Below are 16,974 nucleotides of genomic sequence, written 5' to 3' on the forward strand. Positions count from 1 at the left end.
CGCGAAATGTAGAAAAGCTTAAAAGATCAAAACGAAACGCACTTAAGTCCCGCTTAAGTGCGTTTTTTATTGGCTATAATGCGGCTTGTTACTGCTGTATTTTGGGCAAGGTATTTTGCGCTAACAGGTACTGACTCGGGGCAACGCCCATCAACTGCTTAAACATATAACCAAAGGCTGAACCCGAGGCATAACCCAAGGATAATGCGGTAGTGAGCACAGATTCACCTCGACTGAGCATTTGAATCGCCACCTGCAATCTAAGCCTTTGCAACCATTGGCTATAACTCAGCCCTGTTTGCTGTTTGAATAATCTCGCTAACGTGCGGGCCGAGGCGCCAACCTCCCGCTGCCAATCCATCAAAGTACGTTTCTCACTTGGATCCGCAAGCAAAGCCTCTGTAATGCGCAGTAACTTTTTATCCTTAGGGTAAGGTAAATCCAAGGCGACCTTAGGAGCGAGTACCATAAAGTCACGGATCACCACCAAGAGCCGCATGACACTATCCTTATTATCAGGATCAATCAGCCCTGCCTCACTCTTCACTAAGGTATTAGCCTCTTGCAATAACAACTGCAAAACAGGCTTCACACTTAAACAACTACAGTCGGGTGGAAACCCGCCTAGCTGGGTTTCATCCAAATACAGACTACTCAATTGCACCTGAGCTAGCGCGATAACCTCATGATCGACAAAGGGAGGCACCCACACAGCTTGTTCAGGCGGCACAATGTAATGCCCAGCAGGCGTAATCACACTCAACACGCCTTGGCTGGCATAAATGACTTGTCCCCAAGGATGACGATGGCGCTGTACATGTTCAAACGGCTTGAGTGCTCGCTTAAGCAACATAATAGACGCGCTTAGCCCTGCGGCGGCTAAACGTGAAGGTGCGACCTGAGTATGCAGAGTCATATGCTGCTGAGATAAATGCGTGTCAGTGACTTGATTCAAGGTGTTATCGCCCAAGGTGATTTTTTATATCGCAGTTTCTTTTCGTATTATCGAGTCTCTTCCGCATAGAAACGCCTCTTTATATAGAAGCACCTTTATGTATAGAAATGTCTTTTTATCTAGATATTAAGTCAATCTATCGAGTCAAAGCCAAAACAACAAGCGCTAATATGCCCTCTCAGATTTAACGAATTGGAGATGACATGAGCATCCACCTGAATAAAAATCGCATAACGCCCGTTACCTTACAAAAAATGAAAGGTAAAACGCCAATAGTAGCCCTCACAGCCTATGGAAAACCGATGGCAGAACTTATCGATCCCCATGTGGATATGATTATCGTCGGCGACTCCGTTGGCATGGTGGTTTATGGGCAAGACTCTACACTTGGGGTTACCTTAGAAATGATGATTAATCATGGTCTTGCTGTCACTCGCGGTGCAGCACATGCCTGCGTCATTATCGATATGCCCTTTGGAAGTTATCAAGAATCGCCTCAGCAAGCCTTCAGACATGCCAGCCAAGTATTAATACGTACTGGCGCGCAGGCAGTAAAACTCGAAGGGGGCGCAGAGATGCTAGACACCACTCGCTTTTTAACCCAGCGAGGGATCCCTGTGATGCCACACATAGGATTGATGCCGCAACACGTCAATCAATTAGGTGGATTTAAAACCCAAGCAAGAGATGCTGCCGCCATCGAAGCCCTCGTTAGTTTAGCGAAAGACTTTGAGCAAGCAGGCGCGTTTAGCATCCTGATTGAAGGCACGTCCGAACTCGCGGCGCGCACAGTGACGACGGAAGTCTCAATCCCCGTAATAGGCATTGGCGCCTCACCCACCTGCGATGGCCAAGTGCTCGTGACTGAGGACATTTTAGGCCTATTTTCTAACTACACACCTAAATTTGCCAAACGCTATATAGACTTAGGCCCCTTAATCACTCACGCCTGCGCCGAATACGCCAGAGAAGTGAGAACCGCTGAGTTTCCAACAGCGGAGCATTGCTTTGGCCTCAACCAAACGACTAAGGTTACAGCGGATTAATTGCCAAAAACGGAATCTCCTAGCCATCAAATGCACCCTAAACCGAAATTTACAACTAATTGAGTCTACTGACTTGCTTTTTATAGAGGGGCGTTGCTTTAATAAAACTATTAAAACAATAAATTGAGTCTTGAGATTGCCTACATCAACTGCATTAGTCTTAGGTGGCGGCGGCGCAAGGGCCGCCTACCAAGTCGGCGTGTTAAAAGCACTGGTCCAGCTATATCCCCGCAATCACGGCATCCCTTTTAAAATCATCTGTGGTACTTCTGCTGGCGCGATAAATGGCACGTCGATTGCGACCCACGCCTCTTGTTTTCACCTTGGTGTAAAAAAACTCGAATGGGTATGGCGACATTTTGAAACCCGAAAAGTGTATCGCGCCTCGATTGCGGGGGTGTTGAGTCACTTAGCCAAAATGGCACTCAAGGGAATGCAGGATGATAAAGTCAATACCGATGCGGGTAGCTTGCTGGATAACGACCCGCTGCGAACTCTGCTAAATGAGCTTATCGACTTTAAACGCATCGATCGCAATATTCGCAGTGGTGCCCTCACGGCCCTCAGTGTGGATGCCTCCTGTTATAACAACTCCCGCTCAGTCACCTTTTTTCAAGCCTCAAGGGATATCGAAAATTGGACTAGGGCGAGGCGCAGCGGCGAACGCATGATGCTCAACACAGAGCATTTACTCGCCAGTTCCGCGATTCCTATGGTGTTCCCATCGATTAAACTTAACCAAGCATATTATGGTGATGGTTCGGTCCACCAGCTTGCACCACTGTCTAGCCCCATTCATTTAGGTGCGAGTAGGTTATTGGTCATAAATTTGGATAGCCCCCACAAACATTACCCGATGGAACTGGAATATCATCCGAAAACAGCCACGATTGCAGGCCATCTACTCGACACTATCTTTTCTGATACCTTAAATAGCGATCTTGAACGGTTGCAGCGCATTAATCACACCCTGAGTCTTATCCCTGAAGCGAGTCGAACTCAACTCTCCTTACAACCCATAAAGACCTTAGTGATCAAGCCAAGCGAAGATTTAAGTAAGATAGCGGCACGTTTCTACGACGATATGCCCTGGGCCATTAAAACCTTACTCGGTTTTATCGGTATAGATAGGCAATCAGACTCGAGTATTGTGTCCTACCTATTATTCGAAAAAACCTATACCAGCGCATTGATCGACCTAGGCTACAAAGATGCCATGGAGCAAATTGACGAATTTAAAGCGTTTTTTGGTTTAAAGTCAGAAAATAGCGCTGAATCTCATCGCTAACAGCTATGATGCAGAACTCATGGGCTGAAGCTGATTTATAATGACAAGTTTCTATGGCGTGTTCATGCTCAATTTGAATAATATAGCCCATTAAAATAAATGGGCTTAGTCAGTGTTAAGTAAAATTTCAATCGAAAGCCTGAATCCTCTTGAGGATTTAAGATTGATCATTTAGCTAGTATCCCCTATCATGTTCTACTAGATTAGCTAAAAATCACTTAACTTTTTTCTAAAAGGGAATCAAGATGAAAAAAACTTCACTAGCACTTATTGCTGCACTTTCAATGTTTACTTCAGTTGCTGCAAATGCTGATACTACTGCAGTTGTTGATGGTACTGCTGCAGGCTTTGATGTATCAACTCTTAGTGTGGGCACTCTAGTTGCAACATCTATTGGTGTTGGTGTAGTGATTGCCACTGTTGTAGTAATTGGAAATGATGCAGATGGTAACCCAATCACAGGTACCGTTAACACTGTTACCTATACCAACTAGTTAGTAAATCAACTTAGTTTATAAAATAACCGCCTAATGGCGGTTATTTTTTGAAGGAAAAAGAAACGTCAAGCTGGTGTATAGACTTGAATTCAGTCTAATATCGATATGTTTAGCCATTTTTACTAATGAAAATAAGAAGCTAGGATGCGTATATCTAAAACTCTAACATCGTTATTCACCCTTTCTACAGTATTAGTTGGCATGACAGGTTGCAGTCAAAAAATTAGTGCATTCAACGATACTGTCAAATTTGCTTTCATCAAAGATGGAGATATTCAACTCACCAATGAACAAGTGAATGCCATCCCCTATGCCAGTATTTATGTCAAAGTTGAAGATGGTTCACAGTCTTTTGTGGTTTTAGCTTTTGCCGATCCTAAAATATCTTTGACACCTATTAGTCCTAAACCGAAAGTAACAGAACTGAAATGGCTCTCTGTTGATAATGGTATGTTAGTCACAGTTAACGGTCGTTTAGTCAAAACCCATAATTTTCTAACGGGTAATTTAGCTGGGCTAGAAAGTACAGAACCAGACCCCTTACTCCTAGGCTTACATCTGAGCAGTACCCCAAAAACGTGGACTAGGACCATTGATTGGCAACCCGGTTATCATTACGGCTACAAAGTAAATTCTCAGTTTGAATTTATCGCTGCAGAAAATATTGTCATCAATGGTACTTCAACACCAACACTGCATTATAGCGAATTAGTGTCCGTAGAAGCTCTTAACATTCAATATCAAAATGAATTTTGGTTAAAACCTGATAATGGCAAAGTAATTAAAAGCCATCAAAAAATAGCCCCAAATCTACCTTTTATCGATATCACATTACTCAAGCCGTTTGCGTCTTAGTGGAGACATTATGAGACCTTATTTAACATCTCTGACGCTGCTGTTTAGTTTTTTTTTGTCTAACCAAGTTCAGTCAGAAACACAACTGTTAATCACATCATCTACAGACCAAAATACGCTTATTGAAATCACATACCCAAAAGCAATACGCATTGAACAAGCGATACGTGATGGATTAACACAACTTCCGATGCATAATAAATCCAGCAGTAATAATGTTGTACCTATCTATTGGTTAGGCGCTGCACTGCTTGATATCAAAAATACGGCGAGTTTAGAAACAAAACGCCAACAAGTGCTCAGCCAACTCATCCAGATGGGAGAGGCAACGGATGATAGTCATTATATCGCTCAGCTCGCAAAACTTGCGCAATTTATACGAAAGATCAAACTTGGACAGCGTGTAATACAACCTTTGGATATTGATCTAATTCGAATCAATCAATCATTTAACGCCGTACTTGATGGCCGCTTCCTACTCGTTTTACCGCCTCGCCCAACAACAGTCACGCTATTAGGTGCAGTGGAGCAGATGGGAAGTTATGAATGGCAAGCCAATATTGATAGTAAAGAGTATCTCAAACAAGCAGGTTTACTCGGCAATGCAGAAACAAGCACGATATGGATAATTCAACCCGATGGTAAAGCAATTAAACAACCCATCGCCTATTGGAATCATCAAGAGCAAGATATTGCTCCTGGGGCGAGTCTCTACGTTGAGTTCTCAAGTCTATTTGATGACTACACTCAGCTGAATAAAAACATTGTTGAATTACTCAGGAATCGGGCTCTGTAATGAAAAAGTCTAGCCACTCAATCCATACCTTAGGCCGATTATCTGCATTGTCTTTGGCATTATTACCATTACTCCAAGTAACTGCAGATGAATTTTCCTATCCAACACTTTTAGCCTCGCAATCGGATTTTGGCGGTGTTGGTCTAATGCAAATGCCAACTGGCCGCATGGCCCCTGAAGGCGAGTTTAATTTTGCCACTAGCTATAACGACGACTACCAACACTTCACTGCCTCAGTACAACTGTTTCCTTGGTTTGAGACCACGGTACGTTATACCCAAGTGCAGGATTTACTCTATAGTAACGATCCCAATTTCAGTGGTAACACTAAGTACACTGATAAAGGTATCGACTTTAAAGTTCGGTTGCTTGAAGAAACAAACTGGCTCCCAGAAACATCTTTCGGTGTGCGCGACTTTGGTGGTACAGGGTTATTCGATGGCGAGTTTATTGCCGCGACGAAACGAGTCGGTCCACTAGACTTCACCTTAGGTATTGGCTGGGGTTATATAGGTAATAGCGGTAATCTGACTTCAGATAAAAAAGATCTCAACTACAACTGCGATAGAGATACTTCTTTTGGCGGCAAAGGCGGCACAGTCGATTACCAACGCTGGTTTAAGGGCTGTGCGGCACTATTCGGTGGTGTCGAGTATCAAACACCATGGGATCCGCTGCGTCTAAAGCTTGAATACGACGGCAACGACTATCAATCCGACTTCCCCGTTGTACGTGGTGGTATTGCTATGCCACAGGACAGCAAATTCAACTATGGTTTACTGTATCGATTTGGAGACTGGGGCGACCTCCATTTAAGTTATGAGCGTGGCAACACTTGGACACTGGGTTTTAGTCTGCAAACGAATTTTAATACGTTAACTCAGATAAAGCGTGACCCTGCTGCCGCGAAATATAAGCCGCTCCCTGCCGCGCCGTTAACGCAGGTGCAAACCGTCAATTTACCACTAAGCGGTGTTGAACCTTCAACAAAACCGACTAAAACCACCTTAGATACCAAAGTGGAAGTGACTCATACCGATTTAATGGTGCAACCAATAGCAAACTCAGCTGTTGATTGGAACAAGGTCGCTGAAGATCTGCAAACTATTGCAGGCTACAACAATGCCAAGATTTATCTCGATACCGACACTATTACTGTCATTGGTGAACAAACTAAGTTTCGTGATAGAAATGAGGCCCATCAAAGAGCCGCAACTATACTCGCCAATAATAGTACTCTAACTCAAATCAAAGAATACCGCTTAATTGAGACCCACTATAACCAACCCATTACAGAAACGCTTATCGATGCTGAAAAGTTTGCTAAAGTTGCCAGCTTTGGTTATCTCAATGCTAAGGTTAGTGATGCGAGTCAAGTTATTGTCCCAAGGCTACCTCAAGGCGAATTAGTCACCCGAGTCGATGACGATTGGTTAAATAAATTAAGTTTTAATGTCGTCCCCAGCATGGTGCAATCCTTCGGCGGTAATGAAGGTTTCTATATGTTCAATATTGGATTGACTGGTAGTGCAAACTACAAGTTTACTGATAATTTTGAATTTGGCAGTACCATTTATCTAAATCTTTATGATAACTATGATAAATTTGTATATGAAATTCCTTCAGATGGAACTCAATTAAAACGGGTTCGTACACTAATTCGCCAATACGTTCACGATAATCCAGTGCGTATCAACAATCTCCAACTCACTTGGATGGATAACCTAAGCGATAATATTTCCTATCAAGCCTATGGTGGTTATTTGGAGATGATGTATGGCGGTGTAGGGACAGAGTTTCTCTATCGTCCACTCAATAGCCAATGGGCATTCGGTTTTGATATAAACTATGCAAAACAGCGAGATCCAGACAGTGTGTTAGGATTTTTTAGTGACGAACACCAATATGATCCGCAAACTAATCAAGCATACAGAGTACAAACAGGGGTAGTGACTGGGCATGCAACGGCTTATTATCAGCCAGAGTGGTTCCCCAATACCTTACTGACGGTCAGTGCTGGACGATATCTCGCCGAAGATAAAGGTGTGACGGTCAGTTTTTCGAAACAGTTTGATAGCGGTGTGATTGTCGGAGCCTTTGCGACTAAAACTAATTTGTCGGCGGAAGAATACGGCGAAGGTAGCTTTACTAAGGGTTTCTATATTTCTATTCCATTCGATTTAATGACAATTAAGTCAACCCACAGTCGTGCCACGTTAGCTTGGTCACCGCTGACCCGTGACGGTGGTCAAATGCTTAGTCGTAAGTACAGCTTATTTGATGTCACAGATGCTCGCGCACCTTGGAATACCAGACCGAGTGTTGAACCAGTGAAATAATAAGTACCTAGTTAAAACTAAAAACGGGCAAGATAATTCTTGCCCGTTTTTTTATTCCCATAAAAAATGACTGAAAAAATCGCGAACTCAATGCCAGAGATGAATAGCAAGTTAAGCGCTTTACTCTATTGGTGATTTAATCCCATGTGGCGATGAGCGTAAGTACTGTGGCGGCGCTTTGACCGTTGCACCTAATGTTGCTGCCGCATGCCAAGGCCAATGTGGGTCATAGAGCATAGTGCGAGCGAGCGCGATAGCATCGGCCTGCCCCTGTGCCAAAATCGTTTCCGCTTTATTGGCATCAGTGATTAACCCCACGGCAATCACAGGCATATTAACCTCAGCTTTAATAGCCTCGGCAAAAGGCACTTGAAAGTGTTCTGCCACAGGAATGTGTTGCAGTGGACTTAACCCACCAGTACTCACATGGATAAAATCACAATCTCGGGCCTCTAATGCTTTTGCCAACACTAGGCTTTGGGCTAAATCCCAACCACCAGCGACCCAATCGGTAGCAGTAATCCGCACACCGAGCGCCATTTTAGGCGATATTACCGCCTTAATTGCATCAAACACGGCCAACAATAGGCTCAGTCGATTCTCTAAACTGCCACCATATTTATCGGTACGTTGGTTCGATAACGGGGATAAAAATTGATGCAGCAAATAACCGTGGGCAGCATGAATTTCAATCGCATCGAGCCCTAATCGTTCCGCTCTTTGCGCCGAACTGACAAATGCCAATATAAGCTCATCAATCTCATCGAATGTCATCGCACGGGGTAACGCCACGCCTTCATAAAACGCCAATGCTGAAGGGGCTATCGTCTGCCAACCATTATGTTGGTCGGGGGCAATAGTGCCGCCACCTTCCCAAGGTTTTCGAGTTGATGCCTTACGCCCCGCATGGGCGAGTTGTATCGCGATAGGCATATTTGAATACTTGCGGATAGATTCGAGGGTTTTATCTAAGGCAGCCTCCGTTTTGTCATCCCACAGGCCTAAATCGGCATAGGAGATCCGGCCATTGGGCAAAACGGCGGTAGCCTCTAAAATGAGCATACCCGCACCCGATAATGCCATGCTCCCTAAGTGAATCGTATGCCAATCGGTTGTTTGGCCATTTTCTGCCGAATACTGACACATAGGCGCAATGATTATGCGGTTCGCTAACTTGAGTTGTCCTAAGGTTAAAGGCGAAAATAATAAACTCATTGTCATTCCTTTTAATACAAACCCTGATTGATTTTATGATGCCGTACTGGCGTCGCTATCCCGCGTCGATAAAATTGGTGCGGTAAGCAAAGGCCAATCTATGGCGAAATCGACATGATCCCAAGCAAGCACATATTCATCCTGCGGCGCGTAATAATCGGTGCAACGGTAAATCACATCGGCATAATCACTCAGCACGTAAAAACCGTGGGCAAAACCGGGTGGGATCCACATTTGCAAATGATTATCGGCCGATAATACTCGACCAACCCATTTCCCATAGGTCGATGAGTTTTTACGAATATCCACAGCAACATCGAAAATACTTCCCGCACAAACTCGCACAAGTTTGCCCTGGGGTTGCAGCAATTGATAATGTAACCCCCGCAGGACATTTTGCTGCGATCGGCTGTGATTCTCCTGGACAAAAACAGGGGCTGGGAGGCCTCGATTGGCAAGGCAATCATCAAAATAGGATTGCCTAAAGGTTTCCATAAAAAAGCCGCGTTCATCACCAAATACCTGGGGCTCAAATACCAGCACCTCTGCTAGCTCAGTTTCAATACACTTCATTAAATACCTGTTTATTAAGCAGTCCTAATAAATACTCACCATAACCACTTTTCAATAAAGGTTGCGCTAATGCTTGTAGCTGTTCAGCATTAATCCAGCCGAGATAAAATGCTGTTTCTTCAGGGCAATTGATTTTTAGCCCTTGCCGTTTTTCGATCGCGGCAACAAATTGTGTTGCTTCAGCCATAGCGTCGGGCGTCCCAGTATCAAGCCAGGCGGTTCCTCGCCCCATAATCTCAACCTGTAGCTCACCTAAACTCAAATAGCGACTGATCACATCGACAATCTCCAACTCTCCCCGCGCCGAAGGATGCACACTCTTGGCAAAATCACAGGCTCGACTATCAAAAAAATACAATCCAGGGATCGCATAGGAAGACCGCGCCGCTAAGGGTTTTTCTTCGATTGAAATGGCTTTCCCTAAGTGATCAAATTCAACGACACCATAGGCATTAGGGTTGGCGACATGATAGCCAAAGACAGTCGCACCCGATTGCATTTGTAATGCTTTCTGTAGGTTTGCGCTAAGATGCTGACCATAAAATAAGTTATCACCTAAGATGAACGCACATGATTTACCTGCTAAAAAGGACTCGGCAATCATTAATGCCTCAGCCAACCCCTTTGGCGCCAACTGCTCGGCATACTCGAGTCTAATCCCCCAACGGGTACCATCCCCTAACAGGGCTCGGAAAAGAGGCAAATCATGGGGAGTGCAAATGATCAATATTTCCCGAATACCGGCCTGCATTAGGGTGACAAGGGGATAATAAATCATAGGTTTATCATAGATTGGCAGCAGTTGCTTACACACAACCTGCGTCATAGGATATAGCCGAGAGCCAGTGCCACCCGCCAGTAAAATGCCTTTTCTCATTGATATATCTAGGATTAGTGAATCAACTGAAGTGCAAAGATTGTAGCATACAAACGCAGGGAAAAGCAGACTAACCAAAGGCCTAGCTAGGTTCTAGGTTCTAGGTTCTAGGTTCTAGGTTCTAGGTTCTAGCAGCGTAGCGTTCTAGCAGTTGCGCAGCAATGTCCTAGATTACAGAACACTTCGTTTACGGTTGACGGAACACTCGCAAGCTCACTCACCGTCAGGGCGAAGTCCGTGCTGTACACCGTAAGTCACGCAGTGACGTTCTGTAGCCGCAAAGCGGCGTTCCTAGATTCTAAAGCGAAGAGTCCAAGTCTCTCACGGGTCGAAGGTCGTCCTATTTACCGCTCTGGGATCTGAATTTCGACTTTTACCCCTTGATTGGGATGGGAAGTAAGCAAAATACTGCCATTTAATTTCTGAGTCACCAGATTATAAATAATGGACATGCCAAGCCCTGTGCCGCCGTCCTTACGCGCGGTAGTGAAAAAGGGCTCAAACGCCTTCGCCTTAATCTCATCGGACATACCCACACCGTTATCCTGATACATCATTCGAATTTGTTGATTGAACTTGTCAACCCGAACAGTGATTTCTTTATCTCCATAAAAATCATCAGGAAAACCATGGCGAAAGCTATTTGCCACTAAGTTAGTAAATATTTGGGCAATCGCACCGGGATAAGACTCGATGAAAATATTGTCATCCAACTCAACGGTTAAGGTGATATTTTTCTTACGCATTAAAGGTTTTAGTGAACTAAAAATTTGGAATATATAAGCCTTTAGATTAAAACGTTCCCGCTCCAGGACTGATTGATCGGCCGCAGTACGTTTAAAATTATGTACAAGCTCAACTGCCCTCGAAAGATTACGTTCGATTAACCCTAAGCCATCTTGCATGGTATTGATAAAACTTAAAAATTTATCTTCATCCAGCTCATTACGCTCAAAAAATCCCTTCAATAATGCCAGCTCATCTAAACAATGGGTCACCGACGTCACCGCAATCCCCAATGGCGTATTCACTTCATGAGTAACCCCTGCGACTAAGCTTCCGAGTGCAGCCATTTTTTCGTTCTCGACGAGATGACTTTGGGTTGCGCTCAGATTAGCTAATGCCGCCTCTAACTCTTTTGTTCTATGCTCAACTTGGTTTTCAAGATCTGCATTGATTGCCTTTAATTGTTGTTGATAATCAAAAATTTCCTTAGCACTCATTGCGCGTGCAAACAAATCGGCTAGCGCGGAAGCAAATACTCTTTCATCCCGAGTCCACTCACGGGGCTCACCTTGATGTTCTGAGCAAATAATCCCAACCATCTTGCCACGGTGGCGTATCGGGCTATCTAACATTGAAGTGATGTGATTTGGCAGTAGATACCCAGTCAAAAACTCATGGGTGGCAAGATCCGTTTGTGTGCTATTAGCAACTATGGTGCGTTCTGTATCTAACAAGCTGAAATAATGAGGATATTGGGTGCGGGTTATTGCTAATGGCTCCTGTACGCGCGCATTGTCGAGCAGAAAAAAACACTGGATACTTTGGTGATCTCCACTCCACAACCAAATCCCCGCACGGGAAATATTAAGCCCCTTGCAGACAGATGACACAATCAACTGCGATGCCTGTGTTAAATCCCCCTGATCAATCACTTGGGACTTACTCACATCGAATAGGATTTTGTCTAACATGCGCGTCATAATAATATTGATCCACCTAAAGATTCTGTATTGTTTTGGGATAACGCCACAACTCCACCTCTCAAGCGCTAAGAGACAGTTTTTAGTATAGATTCAATCTAGAAAGTGATGAGGGTATGTTGATGTTTTGAGATTAAATTTTGTTCGTTCTAGCAAGTTTATGCTCGCGGGATGAGGAGTGAAGTGTCGTTATACAACCCAAAGAACGAACCATTCTGTGAAAAAAATCAGTACAAGAGCCTGTCATCACGACAACAATTTACCTTCACCAAGGGTAACTCCATCGGCGAAATAAACAATAAAAATGCAATTAACACATTGTTATAACATGATAATAAGAGAAGTTTGGCTCAATATATTTTGCCGAGTATGATAACAACCAACATGTTAGGTTTTATTCAAAAAATGGGATCGAGTATGAACAAATCACTCTTCATCATAGCTCTTTTCACGCTGCTCACTACAGCCTGCTCAGAGCCAGCACAGCCAAGTGTAAATGCAGCGGCACAAACAAAACCCCTTGGCGACACCAACAAAAATGCACTCGACTGGCCCGGTGAATATGAAGGAGTCGTTCCCTGCGCAAGCTGTGAGGGGATCCAAACCCATATCAGCCTGCGGGCTGATAACAGCTTCGAACTAAAAACCGTTTATTTAGGCAAAGATGACCGGATTTTCAAAGTGACAGGCACCGCCGTTTGGGATGCGCAAGGGCGCAACATCACTCTCTCCGAGGGTAGCCAATATTTAGTCGGTGAAAATCAACTCATAATGTTAGACACTGAAGGCAAACGCATTACCGGCGAACTTGCCGAACACTATGTATTGAAGAAGAAAGATTGATAAGAATAGATCGCCGGAAAAGAGGAATGCGGTGCTTACAGAACACTGAGTTCACTGATAACAGCATGTTCGCAAGCTCACATTGCTAAATCGTTGTTTTTAATCGTAAGGGCGAAGCCCGTGTCGTTATGCGAAGACGCTCTGTAGCTGCAAAGCAGCGTCCTAACTCTGCGCTTTCAAGCCATGTAATAAAGGAATGATCTTGATAAAAAACATGCAACTTATTCGCTATCGAGAATGCCCATCAACACCATGGAAAAATGGCGGAGGAAGTACCAAACAATTACTTATTTCCCCAACCAATGCGGATTTATCTAATTTTGATTATCGGATAAGCATAGCAAGGGTTTCGAGTAGCGGCCCTTTCTCACAATTTATCGACATAGATAGGCAACTATGCTTGCTCGAAGGTGCAGGACTTAGACTGTATATTCAAGGGGATAATTTCGGTAGTGCCGCCATATTAACTCCCAATGATGCCCCTTTTAATTTTAGGGGGGAAACACAAATTGAGAGCCAATTACTGGATGACCAAGTTCTCGATTTTAATGTTATGACCAAACGAGGCAGATACAGCTCCAATATCGAAAAAATTTACATTAACGACACTTTTATCTATGGCTCAAACAGAAACACGCTCGGCACTACACAGGAGCAAACCGTTTGCATACCACTGCAATTACTCTTGTGTTTAGAACCCGTTATATGGGACCAGAATGGCCATTTAACCCAGCTTGAACGCTACGATTTATTGCTCTGCCCCCATGGCGAATCACTCAATTTCAAAAGCGATAACCCAACCCAATGGCTCCACATTACCCTTAGCAGGAGCAAAGCGACATCCTAGAAGTGGCGAAACAAGGTTCCTCGATGACTGAACACTTCGTTTACGGATACGGATTACTAAACACTTGCAAGCTAGCTTCCCGTCAGGGTGAAGTCCGTTCTGTTATCCGAGAGTCATGCAGTGACGTTTTGTAGCCGCAAAGCAGCATGCCTAGACCCTAACAGCGAGTTTGCGAGTGTCCGAGAAGCTCAACTTCCTAGGTATAACACTTCCTCAAAAAGGATATTAAGACGAAACCAGTCGTACAACCTAGTTAGCTTCTAACACCAATGTTAATTTGATTTTACCCAATGCGGCTACACCTAACGGACAAACTCGAATCGACCATAGTGATAAACCCCAAACATGAGGGGTAAAAGAACTAACGCCTATGGCAGTGAAAACAACATAATTTAGCCGTAGGCATTGACTGGCGGCTAGCACGAGGGCTTGTCAATGTCTAACCAGTATGATCTAACCAAATCCCCCATCTATACAACATCTCAATTAAAGCAATAAGATAATAGTTTCAGGTAATAAGCAGAGCTTGTCTGAACAGGCCTGTAGCCGTACTTTTACCTTGATAGGGCCAGATATGTTCACTGATGAAGTGGACGTCGAGCGCAAAAGGATGCTTGTTTGATCGTCATATAACTTCAAGAGTGACTGACTAAAGCCTAGTTGCCGAAGCTGTGGACTGGGATAGTCAATCTCGAAAACAGCAGTGTCGCCTACCACTTCAACTTCAGTCGCGATCAGTTTTTCATCGGCACTAGGATTGGCATTTACATGCCAACCAGGCTCTAAATCGAGTTTAACCTCCAGATGGTCCCCACGACGAACCAGTGAAACCTTTCCATGTCCTTTCGCAAAATAAGATGCCCGCAAAACTGGGCTATAGGTTTGCTGTGCGACTGCCGCCCAAAAACTATAATTGCCTTCGATATCATCGGATTTCGAGCTATGATTTTTTATCAGTTGATTCGCAATCGTTCGATATTCCTTGCTGCCCAAGTTCCTGTGCCCTAAAGCCATCGCTTGATAAACGCTCGAGTAGGCCGACGGCAACTCCCCATCGTTACTCAATTCCTGCAACGTTTCAAAGCGATAATCTTGAATCAATGCATCTAACAACCAAACGGCTCGTTCTCTAATGGAAAACCTATTAGCATGTTCAGCAGAAGTCTGTTGGACAAGGTGAGATTGATACGTGGTTTGATACAGACTCAAGTTAAGTAATGCTTTGGCAAACCAACCATAATCTTCAGACGTCGCCTCAATGCTGGCTCGTCCTTGGAAAACAATTCGGTGCAGCTTGTTATTATGACGCGCCTTCTGCCAAAGTTGATCGGCAATATCTGAGGCTGTCGCTAAGAATTGCTCATTGTTCGTCACCTGATAAGCATCAACCAATGCATCAATATACATCGCATTCCAACTGACGATGATTTTCTCATCGACTAGGGGCGTAACATTTTGATGGCGTAACACGACCAACTTCTGGTGCAGTTGATTATCGCGCCAATCCATGTCTAAATTTGCTAAGGCCACTAAACTCGGCTGACTATTGGCATAAAAATTAAACCCTCCATCTGATAACAATGGTTGGTCAGTCTCATTAAAACGGTAATAGCTTCCCTCTCCTCCATCAGAAATAGCTGACATTGCAGATGAGCGGCCATAAGGTTGATATAAAAAACTGTCGACCCAGTTGATCGTTTGCTCCATCGCTGCTAGATACTGAGGTTTAGCCGTAATGAGATAGAGGCGTGCAAGTACTTTGATCATAAATGCTTGTGTGTAAAGCATCTTTTCAAAATGAGGTTGTTGCCACAATCCATCTACAGCATAACGATGAAAACCGCCTTCGATGGCATCATAGGTCGGGCTCAATAAAATAGTGTCGACATGCTGTGTTACCACATCAATAATGCGCTCATCGCCATAGGTAAGATATTGTTCTAATAACCCCAACAACCAATATTCTCGAAGGAATCTTGGACCACTGCGACGAGCTTCATCCGCCAAAGTGTTTAATCGTTTAGCATTGAGCTCACGAATGACAATATTTGGCTCTAAATGATTAGAACTCACGGAATTAAGAGGTGAAGCTAACTGTGCCGATATACTATCCGCAACAGCGAGCAAAGATTTAGGACTGGTTTGCCAGCGCTGACTTAGGGCGCTAATCACCTTAACAAACTGACTTTCGGGAAGGTAAGAATCCACCCAGATGACCTTACCTTGCGGCGTTAAGATCACATTAATTGGCCAACCAGCCTCTCCCTTTACCAGCTCTAAAGCAAGCTTGTAACGGTTATCAACCAATGGCCATTGTTCGCGGTCGACTTTAATGCTCACAAAATGCCGATTTAGTATGGCAGCCACCGCTTCAGAATTAAAACTTTCCTGTGCCATCACATGACACCAATGACAAGTTGCATAACCGATAGAGATAAATATCAGTTTATTCTCACTAGCAAACGCTTGCTCGAAACTGGCTTGCCACTGCAACCAATTGACGGGTTGTAACGAATGACTCAGTAAATAGGGTGATTCAGCGGCAATTAACGAATTAACGTATTTCGGTTGGCCATTTTCTTTGATCGCGCTATCGAGAATATTCCGCTCATTGAGCCAACCACGCCTAGCTTCAAAAAGTGAAGAATAACTATCGGCGATAGTGCTGTAACTGAACAGCACTATCGATAGCAAAAATAAACGCATCACTGAACAGCATTCGCCTCATATTTGACAGTGTATGATTGATTAGCTTTTAGATTATCTAACCCTTGACGTTTACCATTGGGCCAAATGATGACCACTTTAGCTTGGGTTGATTTGCCAAGGCCGATGGATTGCTCTTTCGGGTGCACTGACATATATCCTTGACTACCCGATACTTGCCGCCAGCTATACCCCTTATCACCAAACCCCACGATGATTTGCGCGCCGATGGCATCTTGGTTAACGCCATGCTCTGGCGCACCGACTAAGCGGATTTTTAGCCAATTGTTATTTAAAGTATTAGCTTGGTTTTCAAATAATTGTGCCTTGTCGTGGTAATTATTTACGATGACATCTAAGTCACCATCATTATCAAAATCTAAATATGCCGCCGACCGTGAGTTCGCGACAAAGTCCAAACCGCTTCGCTC

The 16,974-nt window shown here is 44.0% G+C and carries 15 protein-coding genes; 8 read left to right on the forward strand and 7 right to left on the reverse strand.

The window, feature by feature from the left end; genetic code table 11:
• Positions 1 to 88: 88 nt before the first annotated feature.
• On the reverse strand, positions 89 to 970 hold the full coding sequence (locus tag SOHN41_RS12605; RefSeq protein WP_007649523.1) for an AraC family transcriptional regulator: 882 nt from the start codon (positions 968 to 970) through the stop codon (positions 89 to 91).
• A gap of 188 nt (positions 971 to 1,158) precedes the next feature.
• Here SOHN41_RS12605 and panB point away from each other — a divergent pair, with 188 nt between their 5' ends.
• The 6 genes from panB to SOHN41_RS12635 all read left to right on the forward strand — a co-directional run bounded on the left by panB (position 1,159) and on the right by SOHN41_RS12635 (position 7,776).
• The gene (gene panB / locus SOHN41_RS12610) at positions 1,159 to 2,001 is read left to right on the forward strand and encodes a 3-methyl-2-oxobutanoate hydroxymethyltransferase (RefSeq protein WP_007649525.1); all 843 of its coding nucleotides are present in this window, start codon (positions 1,159 to 1,161) and stop codon (positions 1,999 to 2,001) included.
• Between the two features lie 136 nt (positions 2,002 to 2,137).
• Positions 2,138 to 3,289: a patatin-like phospholipase family protein gene (locus tag SOHN41_RS12615; RefSeq protein ID WP_007649527.1), complete on the forward strand. Its 1,152-nt coding sequence runs from the start codon at positions 2,138 to 2,140 to the stop codon at positions 3,287 to 3,289.
• A gap of 245 nt (positions 3,290 to 3,534) precedes the next feature.
• The gene (locus tag SOHN41_RS12620) at positions 3,535 to 3,783 is read left to right on the forward strand and encodes a hypothetical protein (protein ID WP_007649529.1); all 249 of its coding nucleotides are present in this window, start codon (positions 3,535 to 3,537) and stop codon (positions 3,781 to 3,783) included.
• 147 nt (positions 3,784 to 3,930) lie between these two features.
• Positions 3,931 to 4,641, forward strand: coding sequence for a YjbF family lipoprotein (locus tag SOHN41_RS12625; RefSeq protein WP_037459043.1), 711 nt, complete (start codon positions 3,931 to 3,933; stop codon positions 4,639 to 4,641).
• Between the two features lie 10 nt (positions 4,642 to 4,651).
• Positions 4,652 to 5,437 (forward strand): capsule biosynthesis GfcC family protein, encoded by a 786-nt coding sequence (locus tag SOHN41_RS12630; protein ID WP_007649532.1) that lies wholly within the window; start codon positions 4,652 to 4,654, stop codon positions 5,435 to 5,437.
• Positions 5,437 to 7,776, forward strand: a complete 2,340-nt coding sequence (locus SOHN41_RS12635; protein ID WP_007649534.1) for a YjbH domain-containing protein — start codon at positions 5,437 to 5,439, stop codon at positions 7,774 to 7,776. Before SOHN41_RS12630 ends, SOHN41_RS12635 begins: the two co-directional genes overlap by 1 nt.
• 120 nt (positions 7,777 to 7,896) lie before the next feature.
• On the opposite strand, the gene SOHN41_RS12640 is transcribed toward SOHN41_RS12635, so the two are convergent.
• From SOHN41_RS12640 to SOHN41_RS12655, 4 genes are all read right to left on the reverse strand, one after another.
• Positions 7,897 to 8,991 carry an NADH:flavin oxidoreductase/NADH oxidase gene (locus SOHN41_RS12640; protein WP_007649536.1) on the reverse strand — a complete coding sequence of 365 codons (1,095 nt, stop codon included), beginning with the start codon at positions 8,989 to 8,991 and terminating at the stop codon, positions 7,897 to 7,899.
• A 33-nt stretch (positions 8,992 to 9,024) separates the two neighbouring features.
• Positions 9,025 to 9,564 (reverse strand): dTDP-4-dehydrorhamnose 3,5-epimerase, encoded by a 540-nt coding sequence (gene rfbC / locus SOHN41_RS12645; protein ID WP_007649538.1) that lies wholly within the window; start codon positions 9,562 to 9,564, stop codon positions 9,025 to 9,027.
• On the reverse strand, positions 9,551 to 10,441 hold the full coding sequence (gene rfbA / locus SOHN41_RS12650; RefSeq protein WP_007649540.1) for a glucose-1-phosphate thymidylyltransferase RfbA: 891 nt from the start codon (positions 10,439 to 10,441) through the stop codon (positions 9,551 to 9,553). The genes rfbC and rfbA overlap by 14 nt, the downstream gene beginning before the upstream one ends.
• A 344-nt stretch (positions 10,442 to 10,785) precedes the next feature.
• Positions 10,786 to 12,147, reverse strand: a complete 1,362-nt coding sequence (locus SOHN41_RS12655; protein ID WP_007649545.1) for a GAF domain-containing sensor histidine kinase — start codon at positions 12,145 to 12,147, stop codon at positions 10,786 to 10,788.
• 417 nt (positions 12,148 to 12,564) lie between these two features.
• Between SOHN41_RS12655 and SOHN41_RS12660 the strand changes: the two genes are divergently transcribed.
• Positions 12,565 to 12,990 carry a copper resistance protein NlpE gene (locus SOHN41_RS12660; RefSeq protein ID WP_037459058.1) on the forward strand — a complete coding sequence of 142 codons (426 nt, stop codon included), beginning with the start codon at positions 12,565 to 12,567 and terminating at the stop codon, positions 12,988 to 12,990.
• A 196-nt stretch (positions 12,991 to 13,186) separates the two neighbouring features.
• Positions 13,187 to 13,837, forward strand: coding sequence for a HutD family protein (locus SOHN41_RS12665; protein ID WP_037459046.1), 651 nt, complete (start codon positions 13,187 to 13,189; stop codon positions 13,835 to 13,837).
• A gap of 486 nt (positions 13,838 to 14,323) precedes the next feature.
• Here the strand turns inward: SOHN41_RS12665 and SOHN41_RS12670 are convergent, their stop codons facing one another.
• Positions 14,324 to 16,543 (reverse strand): DUF255 domain-containing protein, encoded by a 2,220-nt coding sequence (locus SOHN41_RS12670; RefSeq protein ID WP_007649552.1) that lies wholly within the window; start codon positions 16,541 to 16,543, stop codon positions 14,324 to 14,326.
• Positions 16,543 to 16,962: an ASPIC/UnbV domain-containing protein gene (locus SOHN41_RS12675; protein WP_007649554.1), complete on the reverse strand. Its 420-nt coding sequence runs from the start codon at positions 16,960 to 16,962 to the stop codon at positions 16,543 to 16,545. The genes SOHN41_RS12670 and SOHN41_RS12675 overlap by 1 nt, the downstream gene beginning before the upstream one ends.
• Between the last annotated feature and the right edge of the window lie 12 nt (positions 16,963 to 16,974).

Origin of the sequence: Shewanella sp. HN-41, assembly GCF_000217915.1 — a bacterium.
Lineage (GTDB): Bacteria > Pseudomonadota > Gammaproteobacteria > Enterobacterales > Shewanellaceae > Shewanella.

Coding starts and splice junctions, on each gene's coding strand:
- panB (WP_007649525.1), top strand. CDS start 1,159: ATGAGCATCCACCTGAATAAAAATCGCATAACGCCCGTTACCTTACAA.
- SOHN41_RS12620 (WP_007649529.1), top strand. CDS start 3,535: ATGAAAAAAACTTCACTAGCACTTATTGCTGCACTTTCAATGTTTACT.
- SOHN41_RS12625 (WP_037459043.1), top strand. CDS start 3,931: ATGCGTATATCTAAAACTCTAACATCGTTATTCACCCTTTCTACAGTA.
- SOHN41_RS12630 (WP_007649532.1), top strand. CDS start 4,652: ATGAGACCTTATTTAACATCTCTGACGCTGCTGTTTAGTTTTTTTTTG.
- SOHN41_RS12635 (WP_007649534.1), top strand. CDS start 5,437: ATGAAAAAGTCTAGCCACTCAATCCATACCTTAGGCCGATTATCTGCA.
- SOHN41_RS12640 (WP_007649536.1), bottom strand. CDS start 8,991: ATGAGTTTATTATTTTCGCCTTTAACCTTAGGACAACTCAAGTTAGCG.
- rfbC (WP_007649538.1), bottom strand. CDS start 9,564: ATGAAGTGTATTGAAACTGAGCTAGCAGAGGTGCTGGTATTTGAGCCC.
- rfbA (WP_007649540.1), bottom strand. CDS start 10,441: ATGAGAAAAGGCATTTTACTGGCGGGTGGCACTGGCTCTCGGCTATAT.
- SOHN41_RS12655 (WP_007649545.1), bottom strand. CDS start 12,147: ATGACGCGCATGTTAGACAAAATCCTATTCGATGTGAGTAAGTCCCAA.
- SOHN41_RS12660 (WP_037459058.1), top strand. CDS start 12,565: ATGAACAAATCACTCTTCATCATAGCTCTTTTCACGCTGCTCACTACA.
- SOHN41_RS12665 (WP_037459046.1), top strand. CDS start 13,187: ATGATCTTGATAAAAAACATGCAACTTATTCGCTATCGAGAATGCCCA.
- SOHN41_RS12670 (WP_007649552.1), bottom strand. CDS start 16,543: ATGCGTTTATTTTTGCTATCGATAGTGCTGTTCAGTTACAGCACTATC.